15 protein-coding genes are annotated in these 19,394 nt (G+C 34.8%); 9 read left to right on the plus strand and 6 right to left on the minus strand.

All coding sequences use genetic code 11. The annotated features are described in order from the left end of the window. Window positions 1-57 precede the first annotated feature (57 nt). The 7 genes from AAGV33_RS07455 (at window position 58) to AAGV33_RS07485 (ending at window position 4,556) form a co-directional block, all read left to right on the plus strand. On the plus strand, window positions 58-1,272 hold the full coding sequence (locus AAGV33_RS07455; RefSeq protein WP_373391340.1) for an aminotransferase class V-fold PLP-dependent enzyme: 1,215 nt from the start codon (window positions 58-60) through the stop codon (window positions 1,270-1,272). A gap of 9 nt (window positions 1,273-1,281) precedes the next feature. Beyond that, on the plus strand, window positions 1,282-1,719 hold the full coding sequence (locus AAGV33_RS07460; RefSeq protein ID WP_373391341.1) for a hypothetical protein: 438 nt from the start codon (window positions 1,282-1,284) through the stop codon (window positions 1,717-1,719). After that, the gene (locus AAGV33_RS07465) at window positions 1,709-2,128 is read left to right on the plus strand and encodes a SufE family protein (protein ID WP_373391342.1); all 420 of its coding nucleotides are present in this window, start codon (window positions 1,709-1,711) and stop codon (window positions 2,126-2,128) included. Before AAGV33_RS07460 ends, AAGV33_RS07465 begins: the two co-directional genes overlap by 11 nt. 85 nt (window positions 2,129-2,213) lie before the next feature. Beyond that, window positions 2,214-2,627, plus strand: coding sequence for a GxxExxY protein (locus AAGV33_RS07470; RefSeq protein ID WP_373391344.1), 414 nt, complete (start codon window positions 2,214-2,216; stop codon window positions 2,625-2,627). A gap of 140 nt (window positions 2,628-2,767) precedes the next feature. Beyond that, complete coding sequence (locus tag AAGV33_RS07475) at window positions 2,768-3,091, plus strand: SUF system Fe-S cluster assembly protein (protein ID WP_373391345.1); 324 nt, start codon at window positions 2,768-2,770, stop codon at window positions 3,089-3,091. Between the two features lie 84 nt (window positions 3,092-3,175). Beyond that, entirely contained in the window at window positions 3,176-3,682 is a 507-nt protein-coding gene (locus AAGV33_RS07480; protein WP_373391346.1) for a DUF2480 family protein, read from the plus strand. A 22-nt stretch (window positions 3,683-3,704) separates the two neighbouring features. Beyond that, complete coding sequence (locus AAGV33_RS07485) at window positions 3,705-4,556, plus strand: DUF3078 domain-containing protein (protein ID WP_373391347.1); 852 nt, start codon at window positions 3,705-3,707, stop codon at window positions 4,554-4,556. Between the two features lie 66 nt (window positions 4,557-4,622). Here AAGV33_RS07485 and AAGV33_RS07490 read toward each other — a convergent pair whose 3' ends face one another. The 3 genes from AAGV33_RS07490 to AAGV33_RS07500 all read right to left on the minus strand — a co-directional run bounded on the left by AAGV33_RS07490 (window position 4,623) and on the right by AAGV33_RS07500 (window position 7,307). After that, window positions 4,623-5,330: a hypothetical protein gene (locus AAGV33_RS07490; protein WP_373391348.1), complete on the minus strand. Its 708-nt coding sequence runs from the start codon at window positions 5,328-5,330 to the stop codon at window positions 4,623-4,625. Window positions 5,331-5,488: 158 nt separating this feature from the next. Then, window positions 5,489-6,721 (minus strand): GTPase HflX, encoded by a 1,233-nt coding sequence (gene hflX / locus AAGV33_RS07495; protein WP_373391349.1) that lies wholly within the window; start codon window positions 6,719-6,721, stop codon window positions 5,489-5,491. 109 nt (window positions 6,722-6,830) lie between these two features. After that, a complete protein-coding gene (locus tag AAGV33_RS07500; RefSeq protein WP_373391350.1) occupies window positions 6,831-7,307 on the minus strand; it encodes an FKBP-type peptidyl-prolyl cis-trans isomerase in 477 nt (158 codons plus the stop codon). 222 nt (window positions 7,308-7,529) lie between these two features. Between AAGV33_RS07500 and AAGV33_RS07505 the strand changes: the two genes are divergently transcribed. Next, on the plus strand, window positions 7,530-12,524 hold the full coding sequence (locus AAGV33_RS07505) for a rhamnogalacturonan lyase family protein (RefSeq protein WP_373391351.1): 4,995 nt from the start codon (window positions 7,530-7,532) through the stop codon (window positions 12,522-12,524). Beyond that, window positions 12,521-13,219 (plus strand): hypothetical protein, encoded by a 699-nt coding sequence (locus AAGV33_RS07510; protein ID WP_373391352.1) that lies wholly within the window; start codon window positions 12,521-12,523, stop codon window positions 13,217-13,219. The genes AAGV33_RS07505 and AAGV33_RS07510 overlap by 4 nt, the downstream gene beginning before the upstream one ends. A 165-nt stretch (window positions 13,220-13,384) precedes the next feature. Here AAGV33_RS07510 and AAGV33_RS07515 read toward each other — a convergent pair whose 3' ends face one another. The 3 genes from AAGV33_RS07515 to AAGV33_RS07525 form a co-directional block, all read right to left on the minus strand. Continuing rightward, window positions 13,385-14,734 carry a DUF5689 domain-containing protein gene (locus AAGV33_RS07515; protein ID WP_373391353.1) on the minus strand — a complete coding sequence of 450 codons (1,350 nt, stop codon included), beginning with the start codon at window positions 14,732-14,734 and terminating at the stop codon, window positions 13,385-13,387. A 17-nt stretch (window positions 14,735-14,751) separates the two neighbouring features. Continuing rightward, window positions 14,752-17,589, minus strand: coding sequence for a TonB-dependent receptor (locus AAGV33_RS07520; protein ID WP_373391354.1), 2,838 nt, complete (start codon window positions 17,587-17,589; stop codon window positions 14,752-14,754). A 385-nt stretch (window positions 17,590-17,974) separates the two neighbouring features. After that, entirely contained in the window at window positions 17,975-19,189 is a 1,215-nt protein-coding gene (locus AAGV33_RS07525; protein ID WP_373391355.1) for an MFS transporter, read from the minus strand. Window positions 19,190-19,394 lie beyond the last annotated feature (205 nt).

The following is a 19,394-nucleotide window of genomic DNA, read 5'->3' on the forward strand; positions in this document are numbered from 1 at the left end:
CGGCAGAAAACAATTTTAGTTTTAGTACTTTTGTATTACCCTTTTTTCTAAATAATTATGTTAGACATTCAAAAAATAAGAGCTGATTTCCCTATTCTCAACGAAAAAGTAAACGGAAAACCCTTAGTATATTTCGATAACGGAGCTACTTCACAAAAACCTCAAGTGGTTATTGACGCCATTGCAAAATATTATCAGGAGATTAATGCCAATATTCACCGTGGCGTGCATACTTTAAGCCAATTAGCTACTGATGCTTACGAAATTGCTCGTGGCAAAGTTCAAAATCATATTAATGCAAAAAATGCCCATGAAGTGCTTTTTACTTCAGGAACAACTTTTGGGATTAATTTGGTTGCCAATGGATTTGCTTCCATTTTAAAACCTGGTGATGAAGTTCTTGTTTCACATTTAGAACACCATAGCAATATTGTGCCTTGGCAAATGTTATGCGAAAAAACAGGAGCAACGCTAAAAGTCATTCCGATGGATGAAAATGGAGAGTTGATTATGTCTGAATACGACAAATTACTTTCGAATAAAACCAAAATTGTAACGGTAAATCATATCTCAAATGCTTTAGGAATTATCAATCCTATCAAATACATGATTGATAAAGCGCATGAAGTAGGTGCTGCAGTATTAATTGACGGAGCCCAAGCCGTGCCGCATTTAAAACCCGATGTTCAGGATTTGGATTGCGATTTTTATACTTTTTCAGGACATAAAATGTGCGGACCAACAGGAACGGGAATTTTGTATGGAAAAGAAGCCTGGTTAAACAAATTACCGCCTTATCAAGGTGGTGGCGAAATGATAAAGGAAGTTACTTTCGAAAAAACTACCTATGCCGAATTGCCTCATAAATTTGAAGCGGGAACCCCTAATATTGCTGGAGGAATTGTTCTAGGAACTGCCATTGATTATATGAATGAAGTAGGTTTTGAAAACATCCAACAACAAGAATTAGAATTGTTAGACTATGCAACCGAACGTCTATCGGAAATTGAAGGTTTGCGTATCTATGGAAATTCCGCAGCAAAAACTTCGGTTGTTTCCTTTAATATTGATGGAATTCATCCGTATGATATTGGTACTATTATTGACAAATTAGGAATTGCTGTACGTACAGGTCATCATTGTGCACAACCAATTATGAATTTCTACGAAATCCCAGGAACCATAAGAGCTTCGTTCTCTTTTTACAATACTAAAGAAGAAATTGACGCCTTGGTGGAAGCGGTCAAAAAAGCACAATTAATGCTATCATAAAACACGAATATGAAATTACTATCGTTATTATTATTGACTATTTTTCTAGGTAAAGGCTGTGAAGACAATACAAAGCAAAATATTGAAATAGCCCAAATTACCTACACGGCAAATACCAGAGGTTATTATCAGGAAATTAGCATCGAAAAACAAACTGTTAGTATAAAAAACGATAGAAAAGGAGAAGCCGTTCAAATTAAAATTTCTGACGATGACTTGAAAGAATTGGTTGAACTTTTTCAGGAAGTGGATTTAGAAGAAATAAAAGATTTAAAATCACCAACAGAAAAACGTTTTTATGATGGTGCGGCTATAGCCAACTTGAAAATAAATTACGAAGGAAAAAGCTATGAATCACAAAGTTTTGACCATGGTTTTCCTCCTTATGAAATAAAAAAAATAGTGACAAAAATTAATTCATTTGCAAAACAAAATAATGAAAATTAAAGAGATACAAGAAGAAATAGTAGACGAATTTTCAATGTTTGATGATTGGATGCAACGTTATGAATACATCATCGAACTGGGAAAAAATCTTCCGTTAATCAAAGAAGAATCTAAGATTGAAGAAAATTTAATTAAAGGTTGTCAATCCAAAGTATGGTTACAAGGCGAACAAAATGACGAAAAAATAGTTTTTACTGCCGATAGTGATGCGATATTAACCAAAGGAATAATTGCAATATTAATTCGTGTTTTTTCGAATCAAACTCCAAAAGACATCATTGATGCCAACATGGATTTTATTGACGAAATAGGATTAAAAGAACATTTATCGCCTACAAGAGCAAACGGTTTGGTATCAATGATAAAGAATATTAAAATGTATGCTTTGGCATTCGATGCTAAAAAATAAGTTTTCTTAAAACATATAAGTCATATAAGTTTTTTTTTTAAAAGCTAGTGAAAAAGAAGTGATAAGCAATTCTAATTTTTAAAATATGATTATAACACGAAATTATCTTAAAGATTTGGTTTATCAAGTTAATGGAGCAGCTATTGAAGTTCATAAAAGTATAGGTCCTGGTCTTTTAGAAAGTGTGTATCATCAATGTTTAAAAAAAGAATTAGAATTAAGAAAAATTAATTATTCTTCGGAACTATTAATTCCTTTAAAATACAAAGGATATGATTTAGAATCGAAACTTAGATGTGATTTATTTATAGAAAACAATCTCGTAGTTGAATTAAAATCGGTTAATGAAATCAATCCTATTTGTGAAGCACAATTACTCGCTTATATGAACTTATTAAATGCACCAATTGGTTTGTTGATTAACTTTAATGTAAAGAACATTTTTTATGAAGGTCAGAAAACATTGGTAAATGAATTTTATAGTAGACTTGAAGAATAAATTTAACATATAAGTCATATAAGCCAGAAAGCTAATATGAACTTATATTTAACTTTTAAATAAAAACAAAAAACTTATATGACTTATATGGTTCAAAAAGATAAACATATAAGCATATACAATCTAAAAACAAAAACAAAATGGAACAAGAAATAGACACCGCAGAATTAGGAGAAGCAATTGTAAAAAAATTAAAAACCATTTACGATCCAGAGATTCCTGTAGATATTTACGAATTAGGATTGATTTATGATGTAATGGTAAATACGGATTTCGAAGTAAAAATCTTAATGACACTTACCTCTCCAAACTGTCCTGTAGCCGAAAGTTTACCAAGAGAAGTTGAAGAAAAAGTAAAATCGATTGAGCATATAAAAGGTGCTGAAGTAGAAATTACTTTTGACCCGCCTTGGAGCAAAGATTTAATGAGTGAAGAAGCAAAATTAGAGTTAGGAATGCTTTAATAAGAGTGCCCAGTAATCCGTTTTTAGCATTCAGTTAGTAACTGACCACTAAAAACGGATCACTGATTACTTAAAAATTAAGAAATGGAAGAAATAATTAACAAAGTGGCTAATAGTGCCTTGGAAGTATTCGATCTTGAAGATTACTACCCAAAAGGGATTCGTACGCAAATTGATATTTCGCAGTGGTTACTCGAAGGATTTTTATTAAGAGAAAAAGACTTTAGAGAAGAACTAAAAAACCATGATTGGGCACAATACCAAGACCATTATGTGACCATAAATTGCAGTACTGATGCTATTGTTCCAGCTTGGGCTTCTATTTTAGTTGCAATACAATTAGCACCTTATGCTAAAAAAGTCATTGACGGAAACAGTGAAGATATGGATGCGGCATTGTATGAAGAGTTGCTTCCTAAAATAGATTATACGGCTTACAAAAATAAATCGGTGATTATTAAAGGTTGCTCTAGAAAGCCAGTACCTACTCGTGCTTATGTATTAGCGGCACATTATTTACAGCCTTTTGCCAGAAGTATTATGTACGGAGAAGCCTGCTCAGCAGTTCCACTATATAAAGCTAAAAAATAACCAGAAACCCAATACTATCACTATGAAAAAAGCAATTTTATCCCTTGTTTTAATTGTAGCAACGTTTACATTACAAGCTCAAGAAACGGTAAAAGACACCACAAAATTTTGGACAACTAAAGGAAACACCTCATTGTTATTAAATCAATCGGCATATAACAAACAATGGCTTGGCGGTGGAATTTCAAACGTGGCTGGGAATTTTGGTTTAAACTACGATTTCAATTATAAAAAAGGAGATGTAGTTTGGGATAATAAATTCATTTTGGCTTATGGATTGAGTAAAATAAAAGGAAACGAAAGTACCGCAAAAACCGACGACCGTCTGGAATTGAACTCTCTTTGGGGTAAAAAATCAAAGGCTAAAAACTGGTATTATTCGACGTATTTTAACTTTAAATCGCAAATGGATATTGGTCTTGACATGAATGGCGTGAAAATTTCTCATTTTTTCTCTCCCGCCTATTTTCAATTTGGACCTGGTTTCTTGTGGAAAAAAGATGATAATGCAAGTATTAACATCGCTCCTGCAGCTGGAAAGTTAATTATGGTTCATAAACATTTTACAGAACTTGGACCTTCTTTTGGTGTTTTACAAGGAGACAATACCCGTTTTGAATTTGGAGCCAGCGTTACAGCTTATTACAAATTTGTTGCTCTTACAAATGTTTCTATAGAGAATCGTTTGAATTTATATTCTAATTATTTAGAAGATCCACAAAATGTTGATATCGACTACCAAATGAACGTAGTGATGAAAATCAACAAATACCTTTCGGCAAATATTGCTTTACAAACCATCTATGACGATAATGCTATAAAAGGTGTTCAGGTGAGAGAAGTATTTGGATTAGGAATCAATTACGGTTTTTAGAGAAATCTAATTATATAAAAAATCCCTTTTCAGAATTTAGATTCTGAAAAGGGATTTTTTATAGCATCAAATTAAAGTCTTTTTTCGTCCAAATACGAAACGAATTCCAAAACCAACATTCAACGGATATGTTCTTGCATTCGAATATTGCGAAAGGGGATTATTAGCAAAACGAATGGGACATCCTAGGAGAAAATCGAAACGGAAAACTTGCGAACCCAGACCTAATAAAAATCCTGGTTCTACCACAAAATACTCAGAATGAATACGATCTTGGGTTGTGTTTAAATGGTTTCCATTATAAAAGAAATAACTGTTTTTCAAACAAAATATAGCATCTCCTTTAATTCCGCCTATAATTTTACCACCACTAATTCCTGCATTGAACTGTACAAAAGGACGCTGAAAACTTCCTTCATATCGCTTAGCAACCTGTGTACTATCAGTATAAGCAAGATTAGAACCAAAGCCCATTCCGCCTGATATATATAAATTTTTTGTAAAATATCCTAAGGCAACTTCTCCTTCATGAGAACGATAATTGTTCATCCCTCCTGCATTATACATTCCCATAACTCCAAAATGTTCTGTAAGAGACATCGCAGCTTTAGAAGTAAATCCCGAAGAGCCTACTTCAGCGGAAACATGCACTTCGCCTTTATTATTAAATAACACAGGATTTACTGTAGGAGCAAAATACTTGTAGTTAGTAGATTTACAGGAAGATAAAACAATCAAACTAAAAAGTAAAATAGATTGGAATAATTTTCTCATAGTCGGTTTTTTTAATCCTGCCAAATATACAATTTAATTAAATTTCAATAACAACTTCAAAAATCAATAACTATACTTAAACTAAACGTGCTGTATTCCAAAAAAAATCCCTTTCGAAAAATTCAAAAGGGATTGGCTATTTTATATTTCGAGGAAAATTATTCTTTTTCTTCTTTTTCAATCGCATCCTTATAATCAGGATACAAAAACTTATTATAAGGAAAACGAGTTATATGAATTTGGCGAACAGCTTCGTACACTCTTTCTCGAAATTCTTCGAAATTCTCTTTATTAGTAGCCGAAATAAACAAAGCATTTTGCTCTCCTACACGACTCATCCAAGTGGATTTCCACTCTTCCAGAGTATAATGTTTTGTGGTTTTTTCGGTCATTAAATCGTCTTCGTCAATCGTTAAATGTTTGTAAGCATCGATTTTATTGAAGACCATAATTACGGGTTTATCACCCGCTTTAATGTCAGATAAAATTTGGTTTACCGAAGCAATATGATCTTCAAAATCCGGATGTGAAATATCAACTACATGCAACAACAAATCGGCTTCACGCACCTCATCCAATGTACTTTTAAATGAATCCACCAATTGTGTTGGTAATTTTCGAATAAAACCTACCGTGTCCGAAAGTAAGAAAGGTAAATTTTTGATGACCACTTTTCGAACAGTAGTATCCAGCGTGGCAAACAATTTATTTTCGACAAAAACATCACTTTTTCCAATAGCATTCATCAAAGTCGATTTTCCCACATTGGTATAACCCACTAAAGCCACACGAACCATAGCACCACGATTGCTGCGTTGCGTTCCCATTTGCTTGTCGATAGCTTTGATTTTTTCTTTCAATAACGAAATTCTGTCACGCACAATACGACGGTCAGTTTCAATCTCCGTTTCTCCAGGACCACGCATTCCGATTCCTCCTTTTTGACGTTCTAAGTGTGTCCACAATCCCGAAAGACGCGGCAACAAATAGATACATTGCGCTAGTTCTACTTGGGTTCTGGCATAGGATGTTTCAGCTCTTTGGGCAAAAATATCGAGAATCAAATTGGTTCTATCCAAAATTTTACAATCAATAATTTTGGATATATTTTTTTGTTGCGAAGGTGTTAATTCGTCATCAAATATGATAGTTGAAATTCCGTTTTCTTTTACAAATTGATTAATTTCATCTATCTTTCCTGTTCCCAAAAAAGTTTTTGGATTGGGTTTATCTACTTTTTGAAAAAAACGTTTCACCACCTGACCACCAGCAGTAAAGGTTAAAAACTCTAATTCGTCTAAATACTCATTAAGTTTTTCTTCACTCTGATTTTGAGTCACAACACCAACAATGGCTGTTTTTTCGAAATTTATTACTTCTTTTTCTAACATATCTTATTATAAGCTACAAATTTAATGATTTGCGAAATAGAAATGTGATTTAAAAATTTTAAAAAATAACTCAAATCATTAAAATTATTCCTTTTTTTGGAAAAATGCTTTAGTTTACCGATATCAATTTTACTTCAAAAATCAATACTGATCCTCCTGGAATACTAGCATAATCATTTCCTCCATATCCTAATTTTGCAGGAATTACAAGTAAAGCACTTCCGCCTTCTTTTAAATAAGATATTCCTTCTGTCCAGCCTTTAACAACCTGATTCAAACCAAAAGAAATTCCTTTCTCATCACTTTGGTCAAATACTTTTCCGTCCATAAAATAACCTTTGTAAGCTACTGTTACATTAGATTGAGGTGTTGCCTGAGCACCTGTACCTGGTTCGTTGATTACATAATATAATCCAGACTCACTTTTAATTCCTTTTAATCCTTTTTCTGCAACATATTTTTCAATTTCTTTTTCGTTTTTGGCAACATACGGAATTTCACTTGGTGCTTCGCTGCTATTGTTGCTTTCTTTTTTACAAGAAATAAAAAGTGTCATAACCAATAGTGCCGATAATAAATGTTTCATGATAAAATTATTTTAGAGAAGCCAAATATAGTAAAATTCAATTATCCCTGTAAAAATTAACCATTCCGTCAACAAAATTCAAAATAAATTCAATAGTAAAAACTGTTATTTTGTTTAGCTGACCTGTATTGATTTCAGGACACTACAAGATACCACAGGATACTAATTAACTTACAGCTAATTAAATTAGCCTCTGACTATTAACCAATAACCAAATTATTTATGACTAGAAAAACTACTTTTTCTTATCGTCTGCTATGCCTTAAAATTAGCTTGACGGTATGTTTTTTGTTGAGTTGCTTTTCCTCCTTTGCACAGCAATGGGACATATTAGGCAACGAACAAGCGATCTCTTCAGTTGCTTCCTCTCACACCAGCATTGCAGTGGTAAAAAATGGAAACAATTTTATTCCTTATGTAGTGTTTACAGAAGCGGGTGTACCCAAAGTAAAAAAACGTTTAACCAATGGAAGCTGGGAACAAGTGGGAGCTGACCTAGCCACCAATGCTTCTCACACTCGTATTTATGCCAATGCAATTGGTGATTTGTATGTAACTTACATTGATCTTTCTGCTGATTCAAAATTAGCTGTAAAAAAACATGATTTTACCAATGGAACCTGGAATTCACTAAATCCTGAAGACAATAACACTCTTTACATTTCTACAGGAAACGCAAATGGTATGAATGCTGTAGGTCAATATGGATCAACCCAACGTTGTTCTATGGCATTCGATTCATTCAACGTTCCTTACATTGCTTTTAGTGAATCGGGCATGGTTCCTTATGTCAAAAAATTCAACGAAACAGCATGGGAAACTGTAGGCACAGGAGCTGTTTCTGGAGAACTTGCTGCTGCAGTTGGTTTAGCAATTGATTCTAGTGACAAACCCTGGTTAGTCTATTCAAAATTAGCTGCTACTAACTCTACTACAGGTAATATGGTATTATACAATTTCAATGGTAATACCTGGGATCTAATAACGAATAATCCAATTCCAACTATTGGTGTACGTCATACAAACATTGCTATTAGAGACAATAACAACATTTGTATAGCCTATTTCAACACTGGTTCTTCAAATAGAGCTACAGCAATTTTATACAACAAATCAACAAATGAGTGGGGAACACCAACAACTCTTGCTTCAAGAGACTCTCCAAACATCAGTTTAATCAATGATAATTCGGGCAATCTGTATTGCTCATTTATAGATTATACCGCTTCGGCAACTGTATTCCCTACCCGAGTGCGTTTTCTAGCATCAGGAAGTACTACATGGACCGAATTGAAAGATCCTGCTGTAATTAGAGGTATCGATGAACCAACAGGCTGGCCAGCCATTGCTATAGGAAGTGCGCCTTATCCTTATGTAGTTTACACCAAAGCAAATTCAAATGGGGTAAATACTCCTATTGTTAGAATGTATATTCCACCACCTCCGCCAGCAGAACTTACTACAAACAATATAACCAATATAACTACCACTACAGCAGTATCAGGAGGAAATATCACATCAGATGGTGGACAACCCATAACCGAAAGAGGTGTTGTTTACAGTAATTCAAATCCCAATCCAACCACAGCTGATACTAAAGTAGCTGATGTTACTGGAGGCATCGGAAATTTTTCTGTGACGCTTACAGGACTTATATCTGGTACGTTTTATTACGCTAGAGCGTACGCTATTAATGGCGGTTCAGCTTCTTACGGAAATACTGTTAGATTAAGTACGTTACAAATACCCGATGCAGTAGTTTCTACCCCTAAACAAGTTGAATTTTTAGACAGAGGGCTTATAGCAGTTCAAAAAACTTCTGGCACCGTATTTTTAAGCTGGAGATTACTTGGAGATGATCCTTCCAACATTGCTTTTGATGTATATCGCAATGGAGTGAAAATTAATACTTCTCCAATTACTAATGCAACTAATTATACTGACGGTACTACGACTAACAATAACGTTTACAGTGTTAAACCCATAATAAATGGAGTTGAAGGAACCGAGACAACTCCTGTTACTGTTTGGGCAAAAAACCAATTAGAAGTTCCTATTCAAATGCCTCCTGGAGGTACTGTACCCGACGGACGTGCTTATACTTATACTGCCAATGATGCTTCGGTAGGTGATGTTGATGGCGACGGAGTTTATGAAATTATATTAAAATGGCAGCCTACTCTTGTCAATGACAACGCAGGTGGTTACAGCGGTAAAGAAATTTTTGACTGTTATAAATTAGACGGTACCCGATTATGGCGCATTGACTTAGGAATCAATGTAAATGCTGGACCACATTACAACCAATTTATGGTCTATGACTTTGATGGTGACGGTAAAGCCGAAATTATTTTAAAAACTGCCGACGGTACAATTGATGGATTAGGAAATGTTATTGGTAATGCTTCTGTTGATTATCGTAATACTTCCGGATGGGTGCAACAAGGACCTGAATTCCTAACCGTTTTTAATGGGCTAACAGGTGCTGCAATGGCAACTGTACCCTATCAACCAGCTCGTGATAATGTTGCTGATTGGGGAGACAATTATGGAAATCGTCAAGACCGATTTGTATCTGCTGTTGCTTATCTTGATGGAGCCAGACCCAGTCTAGTTGTAGGTCGAGGTTACTATAATAGATTAGTTCGTACAGCTTACAATTGGCGAAATGGACAACTTACCCTGTTATGGAAATTTGATAGTAAAGATCCTGCGCATCCAGAATACAATGCTTATTCAGGGCAAGGAAATCATCAAATGACAATTGGCGATATTGATGGAGATGGAAAAGATGAAATAATTAATGGTTCTAGTGCTATTAACGATGATGGAAAACCACTTTGGACATACAAAATGGGTCATGGAGATGCTTTACACATGACCGATATGGATTTAGATCGTCCAGGACAAGAAATTTGGATTTGTCTAGAATCTCCAGGAGAATATGATGGTATGGGACTGAGACAATACGATGCAAAAACAGGAGAAACCAATTGGGGGATTCCAACCACTGGAGACGTTGGTCGTGCTATGGCTGCCGATTTAGATCCTAACTACAAAGGTTATGAAATGTGGGGATCTGCAGGTGGTAGTGTATATGATGCCAAAGGAAATGCAATTAGCAGCAGTGTACCTTCCTATAATTCTGGAATTTGGTGGGATGGCGACTTAGGACGTGAATTATTAGACAGAACTTATATAGACAAATGGAATCCCACTACTAAAAGTGCAGGCCGTTTATTTACTATTTATCAGGCTGCTCCTATTTCTTCTAACAATAGCACTAAAAGCAATCCTGCTTTACAGGTGGATTTATTTGGTGACTGGAGAGAAGAAGTCATATTCAGAAAATCGGACGATACAGCACTTGTTATTTTTACAACTGATTTAGCAAGTAATTATCGTATTCCAACATTAATGCACGATCCACAATATCGTACGGCAATTGCCTGGCAAAATTCTGGCTACAACCAACCGCCTTACACCAGTTATTACATAGGATATGATATGGATGTAAACAATATCCCTACGGCAAAAATTGCAATAGCAGGTCAATCAACAGTAGGCATTACAGCAATAACTAGAAAAACACCTACTACTGCATCTACAAACGCAAACAGCGTTGTTTATAATCTAGCCTTCTCTGCAAATGTAACTGGAGTTGATAGTAGCGATTTTACCTTAACTGCAACTGGTACTGCAACAGGAACAATTGCATCCATAACTGCTCTTACCGCTGCGTCTTATGATGTAACTGTAAATAATATTAGCGGTGATGGAACACTCCGTTTAGATGTAAATGCTAGTGGAACTGAGATTAATGATGAATCAGGTACTACAATAATAAGTAAATTTACAAGTGGTGAAAGCTACACTTTCGACCATACTGCACCTACTTTATCCTCTGTTGTTATTGTTTCGAATAATACTAACACAACTTTAGCAAAAACAGGAGATACTGTAACTTTAAACTTCACTGCATCCGAAAATATTACGAATCTTGAACTAAGTATTGCGGGACATACTATAACAACAACCGACTTGGGTAGTAACAATTACAGCGCAACTTACCAATTGACAAATACTGATACAGAAGGAGTGATTCCATTTGTAATCCAATTTAAAGATTTGGCAGGGAATACTGGTACAGCAGTTAGTACAACTTCTGATGCAAAAACAGTCACTTTTGATAGAACAGTACCTACATTACCCACGCTTACTTTTACTTCGAATAATGCAAATAACAGCATTGCAAAAGAAGGAGACGTAGTTACATTAAACTTTACCACTTCAGAAACAGTTAAAACACCAACAATAACTATTGCTGGTCAAAGTGTAACTGTTAACACTATTACAACTAATAGTTTTTCAGCAACTCATACTATGCAAACTACTGATATTGCGGGTATAATTCCTTTTACAATTGACATTAGTGATTTGGCTGGAAATGCTGCACCACAAATTACAACTGCAGCAACCACAGTAAAATTCAATCATACTGCTCCAATAATTAAAGTGTATGTTGAAACACCAAGTTGTCCTGGCAAAGCCAATGGTAAAATTAATATTGCGACTAATATGAATACCTATTTGTACACAATTGCTATCAAAGGGAATGGAATAGACCAATCTTCTCAAAATGTCGAAATAACCACAACAAAGAATTGGGAACGAGAAAATCTTGCAGCAGGAACATACCAAATTACAGTTGCTATTCCTTCCATCGCTTTCGAACAAAGCTTTGGTGTAGTAGTTAACGAAATTGGTGCCATTACTGCTAAAAGAGTCGAAATAAATAAAACCGTTAACTATACCGTTTCTGGAAGTAAAGAATATATTGTTACTGTAAATGGAGTTTCAAAAAATTATACTACAACAACTAATGAAACTTCTAAAATTGAAATTGATGCTGATTTACTTCAAGAAACTAATAATGTAACAATTGCAACCAATAACGACTGTCAGGAAACTGTAGAAGATCAGTTTATTATGAGTCCCATAATAACCGTAAATCCTAATCCAACTTCTGATATCATTACAATTAACAATGTTAGTAAAGCTCTAGTACAAGTATACACTAATACAGGTGCTTTAATAATAGAGACCCATGTTGAAAATGGAAAAAGTATCGATTTAAAAGGAAATTCAGCAGGAATGTACTTAGTGAAGATTACTCAGGGAACAACCGTAGAAACATTTAAAGTTATTTTGAAATGAGAATAATAAATATAAAAACAATATTCCTTTTTATAGGATTAGGACTGATGGTTTCTTGTGGCAGTGGTGGAAACGATTCTCCAGAGGAACCAGTGGTAAACTTACCTGAAAAACCAGCTTTGGCTTTGCCAGTTAATGGAGAAACCTGTAGTGATTTCACAGTAGTTGCAAATAACGATAACAAAGCGGAAATTAGTTTTACCTGGTCAGCAACGGCACATGCCAGCAGCTACGTTTTAAAAGTAACTCAATCTGGAACAGAAATAACCAGTCAAACGCTTACAGGAACTAATTACAAGCTTATTCTTGATAAAGGAAAAAGCTATTCTTGGACAGTAACTGCTAAAAACAACGATGGTGAAAACACTAGTGCAACGCATTCTTTTACCACACCGGGAAATCCTGTGGGGAATTATGTGCCGTATGCAGCCGTAATCAACTTTAATGTGAACAGCAGCACAAGTATGGCTACACTTTCCTGGATAGGAAAAGATGAAGATTCGAATACAAACGAATTAAAATATGATATCGAAATCAAAGAAGATAGCAATGTCTTGGTTTCCTTAACAAATCAAACAGCGACATCGGTTGCTGATTTTGTTGCCAAATTAAATTCGACTTATCGAATAAAAATCAATACTATTGATAAAAATGGTTCCTACTCCAGTTCCGTTTTGAGTTATACGTATCAATAATATTAGACTACTATTTTACAAATAGTAATAAGGCAGCTCGTAACAAATATTACGAGCTGCTTTTTTTATAAAACAATAAAAAAACTAAGAGCCTGTTTGAAATTTTCCACGCTTTAGGGAAGGGAGGAAACAAAATTTATTTCTTAAAATAAATTTAAACAGGCTCTAATCTCCATAAATTTGGACATCGTCTACTTGAAAAGCACCATCTAAGGCTAAATTTCTCCCTGAACCAATGTATTTAAAAGCAATATTGATTTTTCCTGTATAAGCAGACAAATCTATTGATCCCGAACCAATAAACTGATACCATGGCGTAGCTTGCGTTGGGATTTTTGCCGAAATTCGAGTCCATTTAGCAGCACTAATATTGACTCCATCAAAATTATCTGAAATGTAAACTTCAAGCGTATTTAGGGGCGAATCTACATCTAAATGATGCTGAGCAGTTCTAAACGAAAGCGTTTCATTGGTATGCGTATCCATATCAATTTTTGGCGAAATCAACCAAACAATATTCGACACTACCTTAGTTCCAGTTATAGCAAATTCAGCATACCCATTTGTCGAAGTAATACCACCTTTCCAAACTATGGCTCCCGCTTGTATAATATTACTCCAACCAGGCAAACTCAAATTAGTTCCATCTGAAACACTCTGAAAATCTTCAACAAAAAAAGGAATGTTGCGTTTTCCAGACATATTAACATCGGTTTCTTTTCTAGCCATTAATTGATAATCAGCGGCATATTTAGTTAAAACACCTCGCACTTTCCCACTTCCTTCCGGCACAATACTTTTGGAAAAATCGGCAAAACTACTGGTTCTAAAAATCATTTGATTGCCATTTTTGTCAACCAAATTCCAGTTGGTCGCACCACCTACATTATTTGTTTCTTCAAAATAATGACGCCCAATAGCTGATTCTATAAATTGCACATCCGACAATTCAATAAGCGTATTCAAATGACTATCATTAATTTCGCCTAAATCAATTGAGCGAATCAATTGTTCTTCTTTCACATTCGTACAAGAAGGAAATAACACCTTTTTATAATCATTTTGCGAAAGCCGCCCTACTCCGCCTTGGTTATAAGCATTCACATACAATCCGCCAATGCGTAAACCACCATAATACAAATCAGTATGTTGATTTTTTAATTTTACATACACTTTGTTACCTAAACGGTAATCAACATACAAATTAGTGACATCTACAGGAACACTAAATCCAATGGAAGGAGTTGTTGCTGTAGCCAAGGTTTGAAACGAAATGGTTTTAAAAAAATTACCATTTTCATCGCTAGAAACTACATAGCCTTCAATCACATCGTCATAAGGATACTGGGCAACAATTTTAGCAGTAACATCCTTAATTTCAGTCACCGTTTTATTAACTGGAATATCAGGTTGATTACAACTTAACACTGGAATTTTCACTTCATCATTAGCACAAGATTCTAAAACCGCCAAGGATAACATCATTAACAAAAATTGAAAAGTATAATTTTTCATAAGATCTAAATTTTAAATTAGAAACTGAAATTGAGATTCACAAAATACGTTCTGCCGTATCCATAAAAATATTTATTACCAAAAGAAGGTGTTCCACTGGAAACATCCTGATTGAGTTGCCTAAAATTGGCATTCCTGGCTTGCTCATAACCGCCAGTTTTGTACTTGCTGTCCAGCACATTATTGATACTCACAAAAAGTCCTAGAAATTTTCCTTTAATACGCCAAGATTTTCCACCAATTAAATTGAGTAAACTCACGGGATCAAATTTTTGTTGTTTTAATAATTCCGCTGCTCTTTCTTCGGTTGCTTCGGGAAAAGGAAATCCGCTAGCAGGATTAATATAAAACCGATTAGTTCTGGAAATAGGCGAAACATCAATATAATTCTCAGCTAGATAATTTACATTCGTACCTATCCACCAATATTTTGGATCTCGGTATTCTAAACCCAAACTACAGGCCTGTTGTGGCATTCCCGCTTGTTTGTAATTTTTTAAAAGTGCTGTACCAAAATCAAAGGAAGGTTTGGTGTTTTCTGCCGTTGCCACTGCATCATTGTTGATACTCACATTCGGATTACTATCAAAAGTAAATTGTCCATACGCCGCCGAAAAAGTCGTTTTTAAAGTCGCGCTAATTTGGTATTCAAAACTCAATTCAGCTCCAAGATTTTTTCTGTTTAAATGCGTTAAAGTCTGACTCACAAAAGCATTGGTATTGGTATAACCTGCTTCGTTATCAAAGATTCCTTCAGCATAAAAAAAGCTAATTTTAGTCGCATCTTTAATCGTCGAATAATAAGTTGTGAGTCTCGTTTTTAGTTTAGGCGTACGAAAAACATAAGTCGCATCCAGACTGTTGAGTGTTTCACTTTCTAAACCATCAACTATAGTATTATTCAATCGGGCATTCGCAAAACTACTTCTCAAATTAGGTGCTTTTGTCAAATGAGCCGCATTAAAATTCAAAGATTGTTTCCCAGAAATTTTAAAAAGTATTCCACCTTTAAAACCAAAATTCTCAAAGTTCAGTTTTTGGCTTTTGCCAAAAGAAATCGTTTCATAAATTCCATTTTTATACAAGCCTTCCCGTTGATAATTGGTCTTGGAAAAAGATTGTGCCAAATAGAAATCAATAGTATTATACGAAAATTTAAACTGAGTGAAAGCTTCTAAAACAGCGGCCGAAAGTTTATAATTATAACCATAGGTATCTCCAACCCTGACTTGGCGATTTGGATTGTTTAAATCTGATTGGGCTTGAGTACCGCTATAAAAACCATCTATATCTTCAAAAAAAGCACCGCCTAACAAATCCAACAACTTTTGGTAATTATGCGATTTCAAATCCCGAAATAAAATTCCCGCGTTTACAATCAAATTTTCAGAAACCTGCGAATTAAAGTTAGAATTAAACGCCATCGTTTTATCATCTGCTCGATCTTCATATAAAACATAATGACTTTGAGCGGCTTCATAGCCAATGATATTCGAATTGGCATCCACTACAGGATTTTGATTGGCTCGGTACATCGCTTCCCAATCCATTTGAGGATTAGCCAAAAATGCTATTCTACTTTGCTCAGCATTCTCATAATCCGGAGTAAAAGCACCTGAGAATTCTCCGTTATCCGCTGCATACAAAGAGGTGTAATAACTTGGCATTTTTCTAAAATAAGTGGGATCAGGACTATTGGCATTTTGAAAATCAATATTGCTATTACCTACTTTTCCAAACTGATACAACACCGCCGAATTCAAATTAGTATGATCGTTTATCTTAAAATAATGATTCAACATCACAATAGGTTCTTCAACCGTTCTTACTCGGGCATTTCTTTTTTCTCCGTTTTGGTAACCCCAATATGAATTGTAGGTTTCACTAGTTAAATTAGTTACTTCGGCGGTATTGGGTGAATTTTTTCCGCGTTCGTTTGGCGTGTAAAATCCTGAAATATTAATCGAATGTTGGTCGTTTAATTTCTTTTCGATACTTAGAAAAAGAGAATTTGCATCATAATTAGTGCCTTCAAAATGGCCTTCCTGAGCATAGCGTTTTCCTGCCGAAATAACATAAGCCCAACCCGAATTACTCATCCCCGAAGCATGCGTAGCCATGATACGTCCGCTATAATTAGTATTTGCTCCTGATAATGTGATTCGGTTTCCTTTTCTGTAAATAGAGGCTCGGGTATTGATTTGCTGCGTTCCCAAAATTCCTCCAAAAGTATAATCAGACGGAGCAGTTCCAATGGAAAATTCCTGATTTCGAGTAGCATCATTGAGTCCGCCCCAATTATTCCATTGCGGTCTGCCGTCATAGAGTTTGTTCATGGTAACGCCGTTAATCATCATAGTCGCATTTTCACTATCCAAACCTCGGATTCTAAACCGAGCTTGTCCCCAATTGAAAGCCGCAGCCTGCTGAAAAGCATCTCTGGAAGACTGCAATAATCCTGAAGTATTCTCGGAACTGCTGTTGTCATCCGTTAAATCGTCTTCAAAAAGCTGAATCAAAGCGGCTTGTTGGTCTAAAACCTGATCTAATTCTAATAAAATAGTTCCCAAATCTATTGCTAAAGTATTTTCAATTGAAACGGGAAACAAGGCATCTTTGTAGCCTTGACTGTGAAAAAGCACTAAATAATCGGCTACTGGAATGGATTCGAAAACAACAATCCCTTCTGAATTAGTCAATTGGGTAAAATTGGTATTCTGAATAGAAACTACCGCAGCAACTATCGGTTTTAGAGTTTTAGCATCTAAAACCTTGGCTGAAATTCGAGCTTGATCTTGTGCTAATCCTGAATAGACTAACCCAATACCAAAAAGTAAAACAAGAAAATATTTCATAAGCCCAAAAAATTAACAGCAAGTATTCTTTGTTTACAAAAGAACATTGCACTATCATACAACTAGAAAAAAGTGATTTCTAAGCATAAAAAACATTCCCAAAAAGGAATATTCTCAATAAGTATGGATTGTTATTTTTGGAAATGGGGTTAAGCCTAAAACGACTCAGCCAATATAAAAAGTGGTGGTATTAAACAACTTATAAAATCATCTAGCACTTTTTAACGAATTAAAAGTAAGAAAAAACTTTTTACAAAAATATTTTTTGTGCTATTTTTTTTATATCACAGCATCTGATAAAAGACAAACTCAATAAAAATGGGCTTCCAACCATTTTAAAAATTATATTGCTTTTTTTCGCGAAAGCCAATTTTTATCATAAATCTTACTGAATCACTTTGATTCTTGGAACAAGAAAAGCGATTATAATTCCGAAAATTCCAATAAAAGCAAACGAAAATCGAAGACCAAACAATTCGGCTATGTACCCAATTACAGGTGGCCCCATTAAAAATCCAAGGAAACTCACACTGGAAACTGCTGTTAGCGCTTCGCCAGGAGGAATTGTTGGATGTTTTCCCGCGATGCTATATAATGTAGGCACAATAGTCGAAACACCTAATCCAACCAACATAAAACCTATGGTGGACGGAATTAGATATGGAAAAAATACAGATGCAAAAAGACCTGTTGAAATCAATATTCCTCCCGTTTGTATGACGCTTTTTCGTCCAAATTTATTAATCATTCCGTCACCTAAAAAACGTCCCGTTGCCATCATAATCATAAAAGAAGTGTATCCTAAAATGATTAAAGGTCCTGGTGCTTCGACAATATCTTTAAAGTAAATTCCGCTCCAGTCAAACATAATTCCTTCACTAGCCATCGATCCAAAACCAATAATTCCAAGCCAAACTAAGGACATATCAGGTTTTGAAAATAATTTTTTCTTCTCCGTAACTTTTCGTTTTTCTTTGGCTTTAACCAAATATTTATAATTGAAAGCAATAAGCAATACCGTAATTATCCCAACAACAATAAAATGATGATACGGTGTTAGTTTTAAAGCTAACATTCCTAATCCAACTAAAGCGCCTGTAAAGCCAGCAAAACTCCATACTCCATGAAAAGAAGCCATAATGGTTCTATTAAAAAGTTGTTCCGTATACACTCCTTGCGTATTTACAGCTATGTTATTCATGTTTCCGAAGATTCCAAAAAAGTACAGTCCTAAAGCCAGTTGCCAGGCATTGGTAGCCAAACCTAAATTAGTCAAACAAAATGCATACATACTCAATGATAATATCACCAAACGATGACTTCCATAACGAGTAACCAACTTACCAGAAAATGCCATCATGGTCAATTGTCCCACTGGAAGTGCAAATAAAATAGAACCTAAATCGGCATCACTTAGATTTAAGGTCATTTTAAGATCCGGAATTCGGCTCGCCCAGGTTGCAAAACACAATCCCATGCCAAAGTAAAAAGACGAAACCGCAATACGCACTCTATTAAGATAAGAGAGTTTGGCGTTTCTAAAACTCTTCTTGATCTTTCCTTGCGCTCTAAAGTTTCCTATAAAATTTAATCGTAACAAAGGCTTTGGGTTTTATATGAATTTAAGATGCAAAAATACAAAAAGGAATCTTGACGCTTTACTTATTTGGTTTAAGTGACTAACAATACATCGTTATCGTTTATAAGTTTATGGAATACTGCCTTCTGTTTTAATTATTAAAATGTCAATTCTAATGTTTTTTCGGTCATTAAACAGAAAATATTGAGAATAGTTTGAATTTAAT

This window comes from Flavobacterium magnesitis (assembly GCF_041729735.1).
Lineage (GTDB): Bacteria > Bacteroidota > Bacteroidia > Flavobacteriales > Flavobacteriaceae > Flavobacterium > Flavobacterium magnesitis.

What these genes read in the sequence shown, in the direction of transcription:
- AAGV33_RS07500 (WP_373391350.1), bottom strand. Translation starts at nt 7,307, where the DNA reads ATGAAACATTTATTATCGGCACTATTGGTTATGACACTTTTTATTTCT.
- AAGV33_RS07485 (WP_373391347.1), top strand. Translation starts at nt 3,705, where the DNA reads ATGAAAAAAGCAATTTTATCCCTTGTTTTAATTGTAGCAACGTTTACA.
- AAGV33_RS07475 (WP_373391345.1), top strand. Translation starts at nt 2,768, where the DNA reads ATGGAACAAGAAATAGACACCGCAGAATTAGGAGAAGCAATTGTAAAA.
- AAGV33_RS07455 (WP_373391340.1), top strand. Translation starts at nt 58, where the DNA reads ATGTTAGACATTCAAAAAATAAGAGCTGATTTCCCTATTCTCAACGAA.
- AAGV33_RS07515 (WP_373391353.1), bottom strand. Translation starts at nt 14,734, where the DNA reads ATGAAAAATTATACTTTTCAATTTTTGTTAATGATGTTATCCTTGGCG.
- AAGV33_RS07480 (WP_373391346.1), top strand. Translation starts at nt 3,176, where the DNA reads ATGGAAGAAATAATTAACAAAGTGGCTAATAGTGCCTTGGAAGTATTC.
- AAGV33_RS07460 (WP_373391341.1), top strand. Translation starts at nt 1,282, where the DNA reads ATGAAATTACTATCGTTATTATTATTGACTATTTTTCTAGGTAAAGGC.
- AAGV33_RS07510 (WP_373391352.1), top strand. Translation starts at nt 12,521, where the DNA reads ATGAGAATAATAAATATAAAAACAATATTCCTTTTTATAGGATTAGGA.
- AAGV33_RS07520 (WP_373391354.1), bottom strand. Translation starts at nt 17,589, where the DNA reads ATGAAATATTTTCTTGTTTTACTTTTTGGTATTGGGTTAGTCTATTCA.
- AAGV33_RS07505 (WP_373391351.1), top strand. Translation starts at nt 7,530, where the DNA reads ATGACTAGAAAAACTACTTTTTCTTATCGTCTGCTATGCCTTAAAATT.
- AAGV33_RS07490 (WP_373391348.1), bottom strand. Translation starts at nt 5,330, where the DNA reads ATGAGAAAATTATTCCAATCTATTTTACTTTTTAGTTTGATTGTTTTA.
- AAGV33_RS07465 (WP_373391342.1), top strand. Translation starts at nt 1,709, where the DNA reads ATGAAAATTAAAGAGATACAAGAAGAAATAGTAGACGAATTTTCAATG.
- AAGV33_RS07470 (WP_373391344.1), top strand. Translation starts at nt 2,214, where the DNA reads ATGATTATAACACGAAATTATCTTAAAGATTTGGTTTATCAAGTTAAT.
- hflX (WP_373391349.1), bottom strand. Translation starts at nt 6,721, where the DNA reads ATGTTAGAAAAAGAAGTAATAAATTTCGAAAAAACAGCCATTGTTGGT.